Raw genomic sequence first — 13,788 nt, 5'->3', positions numbered from 1 at the left:
AGACTCTGTCGCCGCCGGCTTCGTCCAGGGCCGGAACACCTTTCGGCGTCCGGTGCATCGGCTCAAAGAGACCACCGATGCGGATGATGCGACATTCGGAATCCCGGTGATGCTTGGGGCTGAACCGTTCTTCCAAGATCAATACTGCCGGGGTGGCGGACGGGGTACACCAGTAGTTGGTACTCGATTAGTCCGGGGCTTTTTCCGGGCCTATACCTTGTTGTACTCAGTCCCTCAGAGGGGCACTACTTGGTTTGGGAACAACACTCCCATGGGTTACTCCACTGATTGGCCAAAATCCGCGCGGTGGCGGGGGCAAGTGGAGTGGTGGGTGGTTGGTGAGTACTCAAGGAGCACTGAGGTCAATGACGGACAGCAGCCCCGAGATCTTCGCGACGGCGGATCCCCAACTTGGCGTAACTGCGGTAGAGGTGGCCCTCTACGGTCCGTACGGACACCATGAGCTTCTCCGCGATCTGGCGGTCGGTCAGTCCTGAGACTGCCAACGCCACGATGTCCTGCTCACGGCGGGTCAACGGCACCGAGCGGTCCGCTTCGGTGCTGGGGTCATGAACCAGGGCATCGCCAAGGCTGGCTTCGCTGACATCGCGCAGCACCGCTGCCTGCCGGGCCTCAGGTCGCTTTCCTTCGGCGTCGAAGGACAATGCTGCTTTGTCGAAGGCAACGGCGGCCGGTCCGGGCATGCCTGCCGCGGCCAGAAGGTTGCCGGCGTTGACGAAGCCTTGGCCGTCAGCGCCCAGATGTGCTTCCGCCAGGGACAGCCATCCGGCGGCCCAGGCGCCGGACATCGATGGTGTGATCCCCTTGATGGACTCCATGGCTTGTACGTCGCCGAGCTCGGCACGGAGCACCAGGTTTTGCAGCAGGACACCAGGCTCCTGATGCAGCCGCACAGATTCCGGTAACTTCCTGAGCTTGTCCAGCCCTGAGCCTTTGGTCATCAACTCCTGGCCGGCCAAGGTAAAAAGTTCCGCGAGGGCCTCCACGTAAGCTCCTCCGGCCTGCCGGCCCGCCTGACCAGCCCGTTCGCCGGCCAGGCGCTCAGCGAGCACGGTGTCGCCGGACCTGGCCGCAGCGTAAAACGCCAGTGCATTGCCCAGGTTCTTCAGCTGTTGGGGGTCCCTGACCCGGAGTGCTTCGACGGCGGGAGTCACCAGCTCCGCGGCCTGCTCCAGACGGCCTTGACGCAGCAGCGACAACCCCTTGAGGGTCTGGATGTCCCCACCAAAGACAATGAGTCCCATGGCCGATCTCGCGGAGTAACGCTCAAGGGCGGTCCCGGCGGCGCCCCAGTCCCCCGCGCCCAGGGCTGCGAGAGTGTAGCGCGCCAGCACAAAGTCGCTGAAGTACAGGAGATCGTCAGCCTGCTCATCCAGCAGCACCAACGCTTCACGGCCGGCGTCGAGCGCCTCCACGCTCTGGCCCTCAACCGTCAGGAGTTCGCACTGCATGGCCAGGAGGAACACCCGGTTCATGACAAAATCCGCTTGGTCCGGGCTGAGCGCTGCCCCGAACCGCTCCAGGCCTTCACGGAGTTCTGCGTAGTGGCCATCGTGGGCGAGCGCCGCCAACTTCAGTGCCCTGGCATGCCGTTCCACAAGCCCCACCATGGGGTCTGATTCCTTAAGGCCGTTGACGAGGGATGCCGCCGCGGTCCGGGCATCGGCCACAATTTCCGCCGATGAGTCACCCGCGGCCGCCCGCGCAGCGGCCCACAACAACCCTGCCCCCAGGGGCCCCGAGGGATCGGCGTCCAAGTACCCCAGGCCCTCCTCCAACAGCCGCACGGCATTGCGGAAGTCGCCGTCGTTGTAGCTGACCATGGCCATGACCGCACGGGCGCGCGGGCGCAACGCCTCGGAGCGGACCTTGCCGGCTGCTGCCATCGCCAGTGGGTTCTGGAGCAGTTTGGCCGCCAGGAAGGCTGCCTCCAGCAGCTGTTCATCATCGACGTCGGCACCACAGTCCAGCGCCCAGCTCACCAAGCGGAGCAGTCCCTCGGCCGTGGGCGGCTCCGCGAGCAGGTGTTGGACCATGCGCTGGCGGATCTGGAGGCTGCGGGCCGGCGAAACTATCTGGCGCAGCGCCTCGCTGTACATGGGGTGCCACATTTTGAGGGGGCTTCCGGGCCCGTTGGTGGACAGCACCAACCTGCTGTCCATCAGCGCCCGCACGGTTTCCCTGCCAACCTGGGTGTCCAGCACGGCGGCCGGGACGGGTTCGGAGAGCGCGATGACATACATTGCTTCCCTCTCGGCCTCGCTGGTCCGCAGTACACGGTTCCGCACTACCTCGGCCAGGCCTTCTCCGCTGCCCGAGAGGGCTCGTGTCAGGAACCAGACACCGTTCCGTCGCACCAGGTTTCCGTCCGCCCTGGAGTCATCCAGGAGACAGCGAAGGAGTAACGGATTCCCCTCGGACACGGAGTGCAGCACGTCGGCGGCACTGGCCATGATGGTTCCGTCCAGAGTCTTCTCCGCCAGCTCAGTGACGCCCTCATGGTCCAGGGGATGGAGCTCCAGCCGTTCGGCAAGGCCGTCGTACCACAGCTGAAGCAGCGCGGCGGGCAGACCCGGGCGAGGCCTGCCGGTGGCCACGAGCCTGGCCCAACCTGCCGTCACCAATTCAGCCAGGATCTGGGTGCTGCCTTCGTCGAGGTCGTGGGCATCGTCCACAACAAGCAAGAGCCGCGCGCCTTGGCCGCCACGGCGTTTCTCGAACTGGGCCCAGAACTCCCGCAGGATCGCCACCGGCGAGGTGGCTTGTTCCACAGGCAGGTCCAGCAAATAGGGCGCCAGGACACCGTAGGGCACAGCAGACAACGCGGGGCTTCCGTGGACCCGCATCACCACCATTTCCCCTGCCAGGCGGGTCGCAATTTCGGCGGCCAAGGCCGTCTTTCCGATGCCGGGGTCCGCTACCAGGAGCACAGCCCCTGCGCCTTCCTGGCGCAAGATCTTCATGGCCAGATCCAGCTCGGCGTCCCGGCCTACAAGGTGCTCAGCCCGCATGGGCGCTCCGCACTTCTACGGCACTGCCTGCCTCATAGGAGCCCATTGAGCTCGCCTCGAGACGAAACACCCAACTTTGTGAACACCTGGTACAAGTGGCCTTCGACAGTTCGCACAGACACCCCAATATCCATCGCGATTTCACGGTTGCTGACACCCTTCCCGGCGAGTTTAGCAATTTGGCGTTCCCGCTCCGTCAATACCGGCGCGTCGCTGCGCGGTTGTATCGGCAACGCGGACACCGAATGCTCCAGCCGTTCCAGCCTCAGCTGTGCCGTGCGGGCAGCGGTTGTCTCACCCGCGTCCCGGGCAAAGTCCAGTGCCATGGCCACGCACCTGGCCTCGACCACCAGCAGGTCCAGCGCTGCTGCGGCGTCAGCTGCCTCCAGCAGGGCCCGGGAACTCCTGTTCAAAGCACCGCGGGCGAGGTTGCCGGAAATCCTGGCCAGTGGCCCCTGCCGGCGCCCCGCAATATCTTCGAGCAGCCGGTACTCTTCGTCCGTGCCTTCAACCGTGGCGCCGAAGAGGCAGATGCCGGCAGTGGTCACCCGCTGTTTTTCGACGTCGTCGTGGACCCGGGCCAGGAGCCGCTGCTTGACGTCGGGATCCCCCATCCATCGCCCTGCCATCTCAGCGCAGAAATCGGCCACTGATTCGGAGAAAAAGGTTCCCTCTCCGCGGCATGTCCTGTACAGGTCCAGGTAACGGCCCGCTTCCACGGAATTGCCCACCTGTGCGTAAGCAAAAGCAGTGGCAGCGTAGGCTACCTTGTTCATATTCATGGCCGGGCGGAGTTCCAGCTGGGCAACCGCGGACCTGAGGGGTTCAATGGCACTGGCAGGTTTGCCGGCGTAGGCGTAGGCCAGGCCGATGCCCAGTTCAGTCAAGGCACCCCGGTACTGAAGCCGTGAGGACCGGGAAGGTGATCGACGCATGAGTTCGATGCATTGCCGCCACTGCCCGGACAGCAACAGGACCAGGAAAGCGTGCTTGGCGAAGGCCTCTTCAAGCTGGGCAGGCCGGTCAGTATCGCCCAAATGCCGTGAAACGGTCCGCGCAAGATCCTGCGCCTCAAGCTCGCGGCCAAGAATGCAGCGGGCCTCAACCAGGAAGAACGCTGACCTCAACCAGTGCTCCCTGTCCACGTCGGGGTCCTTGGCGAGTTCCTCTTCCAAATGATCGATGATGGAGGCGTACTCACCCATGTAGGTGTTGTACTCGTAACTGCACAAGTGGAGGCGGTTATAGGCCTTGGCCACTGTCTCTGCCGGGTAGTTGCCCGCCATGGCCCCGAGAGTTTCAAGTCCATCTGAAATGACCCCCGGCACCATGCCCGCCCGACCATCAATCCACGTCATTGCCTGGCATTTCGCGGCGGTTACTTCCGCGAACTCCACCGGGTCCAGCGCGGCAAGGCGGGATTCGGACACCTCATCCAGGGCCTGGGCGGCGTGCAACGGCAAGTCCAGCATGAGGTACGCCGCAGCTTTCAGCCGTTGTCCGGGGACCCACTCTTCGTCTTTGGGATCCAGGGACAACGTGCACTGGATGGCAAAGTTGGGATCGTAGTTGTCCAGTGCTGCGCGCCCGGCTGCCAATGCGTGGGCCGGCGAGGGCATCGGCTCGTCCTCGCAAGAATGCATCCATGCGGCATAGCTCAGGAGATCCTGCGCGGCGAGGCCCTGCAGTTCAGGCTCTTTGGGGCCATGAAGCATCAGCCGCAGTTCGCGTCTGCGGCGGGTGCTCAGCCAGCTGTGGACCACCTCGCCAACATAAGGATCCCGGAGGGATACCCAGTGGTCATCGCCCCGTTCAACGGTGAGCAGCCCGGAGTCTTCCATCTCCACCAGAACTTCGGTGCCGAAGATGGCTGCCAGGTCCACCAGGGTTGCGCGCTGCGCACAGGCCAGGATTTCAACGACGGTCCTGCTGGCCTGCGTTTCGCGCGCCAGTTTGGAGCGGACGAAGTCCTCCACCACCGTTGCGCCCTCCAGTTTGATCCGGTCACGCAGCGTCCAGACGGAGTCGTTGAGTACCAAGTTGCCGGTTTGGCGCTGTTCTTCCAGGAGGGCATGCAGCAGCATCGGGTTTCCGCCCACTGCCGAGTGCAATGAGCCAACCAGCGTTGATGATACGTAGTGTCCAAGGACCGATCCCAACACCTGCTTGGTCTGTTCTTCGCTCAGGGTGTTGAGATGGACCTCGCCCAGCTCGCCTTCGAGGACCAGCCGGTGGAAGTCGGCAGGGAGGTCGCTGGCACGCTGCACTGTGGCAACTACCTTGGCGGTGCCGGTGGCCATGAGGTTCAGCAGCACACCTGTGCTCATGGGGTCCATGCCGCCGGCGTTATCCACAATGAGAACGGTGTTCCGGCCGGCCGCTTCCTGCCTGATCAGGCTTGTCACTGCATGCAGGATGCCGGTCGGAGAACTAACGGCTTCGGAGGGGAGCCGGGCCAGCAGGAAACCCAGGCATCCGTACGGTGTTTGGCCGTTGGCAACAGTGTTCCGCAGTTGAAGGCTGTGGACCTTGGGGCCCAGCGAGGAGACAACGGCGCGGGCCAGGCCGGATTTGCCGATTCCCCGTTGGCCGGTGAGGACCACCCCATACGAATCGGGTGATTCGAGGAATTTTCCCGCCTTCGACAGATCGTGGCTGCGGGCCAGCAGTGACCACGTTTGCCTGTCGGTTGGTCCGCCCACAAGATCGGGAGCCGCAGCCTTTGCTGCGCCTCCCCCGCCCTTGTTTAGCAACTCCGCCGACATTCGCATCCTTCGCTACACATCCGCGACAGTCCCCCACCGCTTACCTGCGTATCATGCACACTACCGCCGGGCGCCGACAGTTTGTAGACCTTAGGGTCCTCGGGACCGTCAGGCTTTCCTCAGGCTTACCTCAAGATTCGCTCAAGCTTTGGCGGGGTGGTGTTTCTGCTGCGCAGACAACAAGCCCTGGTCCATCAATAACTGCACGGCGTCGGCGGCCTCGTCCAGCAGGAAGGGCAGTTCCTTCTTTTCGGCGGTGGCGAAATCCCGGAGGACGTAATCGGCGGTCTCCATCCGGCCGGGAGGCCGCCCTACTCCTACGCGGACGCGCAAATAGTCCTTGGTGGCGAGGGCTTTGGAAATGTCCCGCAGGCCGTTGTGCCCGCCCTCGCCGCCGCCCAGTTTTAGCTTGACTGTGTTAAAAGGAATGTCGATTTCGTCGTGGACCGCTATGACATGGTCCGGGGCGATGTCGAAAAAGTTGCACAGGCCCGCAACAGGCCCCCCGGACGTGTTCATGTACGTCATGGGCTTGGCCAACACCACACGGGGGCCACCGATGCCCAGCCGGCCCTCAACTACCTGGGCGCGGGCCTTATGGACCTTGAACTTTCCGCCCATCCGGGAAGCAAGTTCATCCAGCACCATCTGGCCCACATTGTGCCGGTTGTTGCTGTACTCACTGCCGGGGTTGCCGAGGCCGACAATCAGCCAAGTGTCACTCATGGTCTCATCCTAGGGAACGTTTCGTTGTATCAGCGGGAACGTGATGTGCCGGCGGGACTGTTCTTAGACAGGGCAAGGACAAAGGAAAGTGGCCGGGACCCGAAGGTACCCGGCCACTCAACGGCTTGCGCCTCAAGCAGTCACAAGACTACTCAGCGGCCGGTGCTTCTTCTTCAGCCTCGGAAGCGGTCTCAGCGATGCGGACCACCAGGGTGTCGCCTTCGGTGAGGAGGGTGGAACCCTTCGGCAGGACGAGGTCCGAAGCGTGGATGCTTTCGCCGGCCTTGAGGCCTTCGATGCTGACCTCGACGGCGGTGGGAACGTGGGTTGCCTCAGCTTCGAGGGAAACCGTGGTGGCTTCGAGGCTGGCAACAGCACCCGGAGCAACTTCACCGGAAACGTGGATCGCGATGTCGACGGTAACCTTCTCGCCGGCCTTCACGGTCTGCAGGTCAACGTGCTCGATGATCTGCTTTACGGGATCGCGCTGGATGTCCTTGACGAGCGTCAGGTGCTGCTCGCCGTCGACGTCGATCGCCAGGAGGGCGTTGGAAACGCGCACTGCCAGCGTGGTGGCGCGGCCCGGCAGGTTGATGTGGATCGGCTCTGCGCCGTGGCCGTAGATGACAGCCGGGATCTGGCCGGCCATGCGTGCACGGCGGGCGAAACCCTTGCCGAATTCGGTGCGCAGTTCTGCGGTGAGCTTCTGCTCAGACATGTGTACTCCTTGATTACTGTGGCGCCCGGAAAAAATCCGGGCTTGTCTATCAGCAAGGGCGGAGGTCTGGAGACCTTCTACGCCCGGCTGAGGTCGGCCGCTGAGCAGCCGTTCCGCCTGTGTTGAAGGAGATGCAGACCCAGTCGATAACGGAGACCCGCAACCCTGGTCCACGCAATGTGGACCGGATGTGCTCTCCCTCGCCAAGGTATCCCCACGAGTTTAGCAGCGGAACGCGTCCAACATGAAAACGGGCAACAAAACGGGCCACCCGCAAGCCCGGAGGCTGCGGATGGCCCGTTCTGGTACGGAGATTCTTATGCCTTGCCGTCGAACAGGCTGGTGACCGAACCGTCGTCGAACACTTCACGGATGGCGCGTGCAATCAGCGGAGCGATCGACAACACAGTCAACGACGGGAAGCGCTTCTCGGCCGGAATGGGCAGGGTGTTGGTGACCACCACTTCGCGGGCACCGGAATCGGCCAGGCGCTGTGCTGCGGGGTCGGAGAAGACCGCGTGGGTGCAGGCGATGATGACGTCCTTGGCACCGGCGTTCTTCAGGACCTGGACGGCACCGGAGATGGTTCCGCCGGTGTCGATCATGTCATCGATCAGGACGCAGGTGCGGCCTTCCACCTGGCCAACAACGGTCTTGGAGACTGCCTGGTTGGGAACAGTGAGGTCGCGGCTCTTGTGCACGAACGCCAGCGGGGCGCCGCCCAGTCGCTCGGCCCACTGCTCGGCAACGCGGACGCGGCCGGTGTCGGGGGAAACAACGGTGATGTTGTCAGCCTCAACCTTGGTGCGGATGTAGTCAGCCAGCAGCGGGATGGCCATGAGGTGGTCAACGGGACCATCGAAGAAGCCCTGGATCTGCGAGGTGTGCAGGTCCACGGACATGATGCGGTCCGCGCCGGCGGTCTTGTACAGGTCGGCGACCAGGCGGGCAGAGATGGGCTCGCGGCCGCGGCCCTTCTTGTCCTGGCGGGAGTACGGGTAGAACGGCGAAACAACCGTGATCCTCTTGGCAGAGGCGCGCTTGAGGGAGTCGATCATGATCAACTGCTCCATCAGCCAGTTGTTCAGGGGCGCCGGGTGGGCCTGGATGACGAAGGCATCGGTGCCTCGCACGCTCTCGGCCGAACGGACGTAGATTTCCCCATTGGCGAAGTCGTAGGCGTCGATGGGCAGGAGCTCAGTCTCCAGCTCCTTCGCGATTTCCTGCGCCAGCTCCGGATGCGCCCTTCCGGCGGCGAGAATTAATTTCTTCTCTCCGTGTGCGGTAATTTCGCTCATGCCTGTTTGCCTTCTTCTATGGTTGCCGGGGATTGTGAGGATGTGGAGGCGGACGCCGGTTCCTGGGCGGCTTCGGCCAAAGTGGCCGAAGCCGTACCGGGACGGTTGGCAATGACCCAACCTTCGGCGTTCCGCTGTGCGGCCAGGCTGAGGGCAAGGGCGCCTGCGGGAACATCCTTGCGGATGACGGCCCCGGCGCCACTGTAGGCACCGTCGCCTACCGTCACGGGAGCCACGAAGACCGTGTTGGAACCGGTGCGGACGCCCGAGCCGATCACCGTGCGGTGCTTCTTCTCGCCGTCGTAGTTGGCCGTGATGTTGCCGCAGCCGATGTTGGTGTCCTCACCGATTTCCGCGTCACCGGCGTAGCCCAGGTGGGACAGCTTCGAACCGCGGCCGATGGTCACGTTCTTGGTTTCGTAGAACGCGCCGATCTTGCCGGTCTCCCCCAGCACCGTGCCCGGGCGGAGGTACGTGAACGGTCCAACGCTCGCTTTGGCACCAATGGTGGAACCGGAGCCATGCGTGCGGATCACCTTCGCGCCCTCGCCCACGTTCACATCGGTCAAGGTGGTGTCAGGACCCACGACGGCGTCGCGCGCCACAGTGGTGGAACCATGCAGTTGGGTGTTGGGCAGCAGACGGACGTCTTCATCGAGTGTCACCGTCGAGTCGATCCAGGTGGTGGTGGGGTCAACCACGGTCACGCCGGCACGCATCCAGGACTCGATGATGCGGCGGTTGTGCTCGGCGCCAAGCGCCGAAAGCTGGATGCGGTCGTTGGCGCCCTCAACCTGCCAGCGGTCTTCGGTCACGACGGCGGCAACCCGGCCACCGGCGTCGCGCGCCAACCCCAGAACGTCAGTCAGGTACATCTCGCCTTGTGCGTTGTCCGTGGTCACCTTCGCCAGCGCGGTGCGCAGCACGGCGGCATCGAAGGCGTAGATACCGGAGTTGACCTCGCGGATGCTGCGCTCGGCCTCGCTGGCATCTTTGTGTTCACGGATGCCGGTGACGGTTCCGTCTTCGGCGCGGAGGATCCGGCCATAGCCAGTGGCGTCGTCCAGGACCGCGGTGAGTACCGTGACAGCGTTACCCTCGGCCTCGTGGGTGGTCACGAGTTCCCCGAGCAGTTCGCCCGTCAGGAGCGGAACATCGCCGTACGTCACTACTACGGTGCCGGTAAGTTCGGCTTCGGCGTCGAGGGCCTTGAGGGCCACCTCCACTGCGCGACCCGTACCGGGGACATCGTCCTGGTCAACAATCAGTGCTTCGGGATCCAGCCCGGTGACGTGCCCGGCCACGCGGTCGCGCTCGTGCCGGACAACAAGCGCCAGCTTCAGCGGAGTGATGGAACGGGCGGCCAGGAGAGCGTGGCCCACCATGGAGCGTCCGCCAATTTCGTGGAGAATCTTGGGGGTCCGGGACTTCATGCGCGTTCCAGCGCCTGCGGCCAAAACTATGACCGCTGCGGGACCGGTGGATTCGGGGCTCACGTACTGGCTCTCCTTGCTCGGTATGTCCCGGGTAACCCGGCTTCGGAATGCTGCCATCCCAATGGACCCAGGCACCGTTCGAGCCGTTCCAGGTACAGAGAGGAGCGCATTTTCCGACCGTTCCGCCCATAGGATTCGAACCTATACTCCACGGCTCCAAAGGCCGGGGTGCTGCCATTACACCAGAGCGGACCGTGCATGATTCACACCATCAAGCAGCAGGGCCTGACGGTTTCCCGGGCTACCGGGATGCACACACAAGAATCTAGTTTGCCATGACCATTGCATGCTTCGCGACTTGACCGCCCGCTGCCCCTGCCCCGGCGCACCCCGGGATGCCTCCCGCACCCCTTTCCGACCCGCCGCGCCGGGCCTGCAGCCGGCCCGTAAGGCATGATGGTCACGTGAGCAAGCGCACTGAACTCCCCCGTCCCGAGGACACCGCTGGGCCCTTGGAGCACGTTTCCACCGGCCCTGCAGTCCGCATCAGGATGACCGGCCAGCAGCGCAAATCCCAGCTCATCGGTATTGGCCGCGCGCTCTTCGCTGTCCGCGGCCTGGACGGCACCACGATCGAGGAAATCGCTGCCAGCGCGGGAGTTTCCAAGCCCGTCATCTACGAGCACTTCGGCTCCAAGGAAGGCTTGTACCGGCAGGTCGTGGAGACCGAATTCAGGATCCTGCTGGACTCCATCACCGAGGCCCTCAGCACCGAAGCCAAACCCCGGGTACTGGTGGAACGCGCGGCCCTGGCCCTTCTCGGTTATATCGAGGACCGCACCGACGGATTCCGGATCCTCATGCGGGACGCCCCGCCATCGCAGCCCGAAGGCGCCTTCTCCACCCTGCTGTCACATGTCACGGCCCGGGTGGAGCACCTGTTGTCCGACGAATTCGCCCGCCGCGGTTTCAGCGCAGCCGACGGCGCGATGTACGCGCAGATGCTGGTGGGGATGGTGGCGATGACCGGCCAGTGGTGGCTCGACAGCCGCACACCGGACAAGCGCGCCGTCGCCGCCCACCTGGTGAACCTGGCATGGAACGGCCTCACCGGGTTGCAAAAGGAGCCCGGACTACGTTCCGAGGCGTAGGTCCCTCCCCTGGTCACCAGGCACCCTCTCTCACCTCCCACGTGCTAAAGCCCAACCCTCTCTCACCTCCCACGGTGGCCAGTTTGTAGGATGTGCTCATGACGGCACCCCAGCTCTATATCAATTTTCCCGGAACAGCCCGCGAGGCACTTGGTTACTACGCGAAGATCTTCGGCGGAGAGCTTTCCTTGCACAGCTTGGAGGAGTTCAACCGCACTGACGGCCCTTCGGATGCCATCGCCCATGGGGTACTGAGTGGTGCGGTCTCTTTGTTCGGATCTGATGCTGTCGGCGGTGAACCGACAGTCAAAATCCAAGGTGCCATGCTCTCGTTGCTGGGAGCTGCCGATCCGGAAGTTCTTCACGAATGGTTCAACAAACTCGCGGACGGCGGCCGGATTTTGGACCCACTGGCGCCGAAGCCGTGGGGTGCATCAGACGGCCAAGTAGTGGACCGCCACGGCCTCCACTGGCTCATTGGCTACGAAGGGACGCAACAGCAACCGCCCCAAACCCTAGGGACGTGAGAGAGCGCTCGTCCCAAACCCTAGGGACGTGAGAGAGCGTCGGTCCCAAACCCTAGGGACGTGAGAGAGCGCTCGTCCCAAACCCTAGGGACGTGAGAGAGCATCGGTCCCAAACCCTAGGGACGTGAGAGAGCGCTCGTCCCAAACCCTAGGGACGTGAGAGAGCATCGGTCCCAAACCCGAAGGATGTGAGAGAGCATCGGTCAGCGGGACGGCGGCAGGCATCCGGAGGCGTGCCGCTGCGCCTCATCGCGAGGAACGAGCCAGCACGCGGAGGATGCGTTGCGGCCGGCTCACCATTTACTCGCCGAGGATTTCAGCAGCCTCCAACCACTCCAGCTCCAGCCCTTCCTTTTCCTCGAGCAACTCCTGCAGCTTGGCATTGAGCTCCCCCAGGGCGTCGAAGTCGCCGGATTCGGACTTCGCTGCCATTTGGGTGTGGAGCTTCTCTTCCTGCTGCGAGATCTTGCCGAGTTGGCGGTCGATCCTGTTGAGGTCCTTGCGGGCCTCCCGTTTTTCGGCTTCGCTGGCACCGGACGGAGCAGCAGCGGAAGAAGAGCTGGCAGAGGTCGGCGCGCCGGAGCCCCCACCAATGGCGCCGGACGCAAGGGCGGCTTCACGCAGCTCGAGGTACTGGTCTACGCCGCCGGGCAGGCCGCGGAGTTTGCCGTCGCCGAGCAACGCCATCTGGTTGTCGGTGACGCGTTCCAGCAGGTAACGGTCGTGGCTGACCACAACCAGTGTCCCGGGCCAGCCGTCCAGGACGTCTTCGACGGCGGCCAGGGTGTCGGTGTCGAGGTCGTTGGTGGGTTCGTCGAGCATGAGGACGTTGGGCTCCCCTACCAGGAGACGCAGGAGTTGGAGCCTGCGGCGCTCACCACCTGAGAGGTCGCTGACGGGTGTCCATTGCTTCTCCTTGGTGAACCCCAGTTGTTCCACCAGCTGGCCGGCGGTGAACTCCTTGCCGCCCACGCTGAAGGACCGCTTTTCGCGTTCGATGACCTCAATGACGCGAAGGTCGGAGACGTCATCGAGCTCTTTGACGTCCTGGGTAAGCACGGCAGTGACCACGGTCTTGCCGCGCTTCACCTTGCCGGAGGTCGGCTGGATCTCTCCGTTGAGCAGTTTCAGCAGGGTGGACTTTCCTGCACCGTTGACACCCACCAGGCCGAGTCGTTCGCCCGGGGCGAGCCGCAGCGTGATGTTGTCAAAGAGCTTCTGACCGCTTTCGCCGCCCAAAAAGTCCAGTGTGACGTTTTCGAGGTCCAGCACGTCTTTACCGAGACGGGCAGTGGCCATTTTGCTGAGGGCCACCGAGTCGCGGGGATCGGGCACGTCGGCAATGAGGTCGTTGGCGGCTTCGATGCGGAATTTCGGCTTGGCGGTCCGGGCGGGGGCGCCGCGCCTCAGCCACGCGAGTTCCTTTTTGACGAGCTGCTGACGTTTACCTTCGACGACGGAGGCCATGCGGTCACGCTCGGCGCGGGCCAGAACGTAGGCGGCGTATCCGCCGTCGAACATGTCCACCATGGCGTCGTGGACTTCCCAGGTGTAGTTGCAGACTTCGTCGAGGAACCAGCGGTCGTGGGTGACCACCAGGAACGCGCCCTGGTTGGCGCGCCAGCGCGTCTTCAGGTGCCTGGCCAGCCAGGCGACGCCTTCGACGTCGAGGTGGTTGGTGGGTTCGTCCAGCATGATGACGTCGTGGTCTTCGATGAGGAGCTTGGCCAGCGCAACGCGGCGCTTTTGGCCACCGGACAGGGCGTGGACGTTGGCGTGCCAGTCGACGTCTCCCACCAGTCCGCCCATGACTTCGCGGATCTTGGCATTGGCGGCCCATTCGTGGTCCGCGCGGTCGCCGACGATCGCGGCGCCTACTGTCAGGTCGCCGTCGAGCACGTCGCCTTGGTCCAGGTAGCCGACGTTGACATCGCCCCGTTTGGTGACCCGACCGGAGTCAGGCGTCGAGCGCAGGGCGAGCAGGCGCATGAGGGTCGATTTGCCGTCGCCGTTACGGCCCACCATGCCGATGCGGTCGCCATCCTCCAAACCGAGGGTGACGCCGTCGAGGACAGTGCGGGTCGCGAACGAAACGGTGAGGTTTTCGCCGCCAAGCAGGTGGGCCAATGGGTACT

Annotated in this window: 9 protein-coding genes and 1 tRNA gene; 2 read left to right on the top strand and 8 right to left on the bottom strand. The window is 63.9% G+C overall.

Going from position 1 to position 13,788, the window contains the following annotated elements; genetic code table 11:
* Positions 1–362 precede the first annotated feature (362 nt).
* The 7 genes from ACIQLI_RS12365 to ACIQLI_RS12335 form a co-directional block, all read right to left on the bottom strand.
* Positions 363–3,032: an AAA family ATPase gene (locus ACIQLI_RS12365; protein ID WP_400388671.1), complete on the bottom strand. Its 2,670-nt coding sequence runs from the start codon at positions 3,030–3,032 to the stop codon at positions 363–365.
* Positions 3,033–3,064: 32 nt separating this feature from the next.
* Complete coding sequence (locus ACIQLI_RS12360) at positions 3,065–5,797, bottom strand: LuxR C-terminal-related transcriptional regulator (RefSeq protein WP_400388669.1); 2,733 nt, start codon at positions 5,795–5,797, stop codon at positions 3,065–3,067.
* A gap of 141 nt (positions 5,798–5,938) precedes the next feature.
* Positions 5,939–6,523 (bottom strand): aminoacyl-tRNA hydrolase, encoded by a 585-nt coding sequence (gene pth, locus ACIQLI_RS12355; RefSeq protein WP_089594208.1) that lies wholly within the window; start codon positions 6,521–6,523, stop codon positions 5,939–5,941.
* A gap of 148 nt (positions 6,524–6,671) precedes the next feature.
* Positions 6,672–7,241, bottom strand: a complete 570-nt coding sequence (locus tag ACIQLI_RS12350) for a 50S ribosomal protein L25/general stress protein Ctc (RefSeq protein ID WP_026542774.1) — start codon at positions 7,239–7,241, stop codon at positions 6,672–6,674.
* A 317-nt stretch (positions 7,242–7,558) separates the two neighbouring features.
* Entirely contained in the window at positions 7,559–8,539 is a 981-nt protein-coding gene (locus ACIQLI_RS12345) for a ribose-phosphate diphosphokinase (protein WP_011774071.1), read from the bottom strand.
* A complete protein-coding gene (gene glmU, locus ACIQLI_RS12340; RefSeq protein ID WP_354229953.1) occupies positions 8,536–10,035 on the bottom strand; it encodes a bifunctional UDP-N-acetylglucosamine diphosphorylase/glucosamine-1-phosphate N-acetyltransferase GlmU in 1,500 nt (499 codons plus the stop codon). Before glmU ends, ACIQLI_RS12345 begins: the two co-directional genes overlap by 4 nt.
* A 120-nt stretch (positions 10,036–10,155) precedes the next feature.
* Positions 10,156–10,227: transfer RNA gene (locus tag ACIQLI_RS12335), tRNA-Gln, on the bottom strand.
* A gap of 299 nt (positions 10,228–10,526) precedes the next feature.
* On the opposite strand from ACIQLI_RS12335, the gene ACIQLI_RS12330 reads away from it, so the two are divergent.
* Together ACIQLI_RS12330 and ACIQLI_RS12325 are read left to right on the top strand one after the other, a co-directional pair.
* Positions 10,527–11,126 (top strand): TetR/AcrR family transcriptional regulator, encoded by a 600-nt coding sequence (locus tag ACIQLI_RS12330; protein WP_089597263.1) that lies wholly within the window; start codon positions 10,527–10,529, stop codon positions 11,124–11,126.
* A 98-nt stretch (positions 11,127–11,224) separates the two neighbouring features.
* Positions 11,225–11,653 carry a VOC family protein gene (locus ACIQLI_RS12325; protein WP_400388663.1) on the top strand — a complete coding sequence of 143 codons (429 nt, stop codon included), beginning with the start codon at positions 11,225–11,227 and terminating at the stop codon, positions 11,651–11,653.
* 300 nt (positions 11,654–11,953) lie between these two features.
* Here ACIQLI_RS12325 and ACIQLI_RS12320 read toward each other — a convergent pair whose 3' ends face one another.
* Positions 11,954–13,780: an ABC-F family ATP-binding cassette domain-containing protein gene (locus ACIQLI_RS12320; protein WP_400388660.1), complete on the bottom strand. Its 1,827-nt coding sequence runs from the start codon at positions 13,778–13,780 to the stop codon at positions 11,954–11,956.
* Between the last annotated feature and the right edge of the window lie 8 nt (positions 13,781–13,788).

It is taken from the genome of Paenarthrobacter sp. NPDC091669 (genome assembly GCF_044756725.1).
GTDB lineage: Bacteria > Actinomycetota > Actinomycetes > Actinomycetales > Micrococcaceae > Arthrobacter > Arthrobacter bambusae_C.
This window is presented reverse-complemented; position numbering and strand designations above follow the sequence as displayed.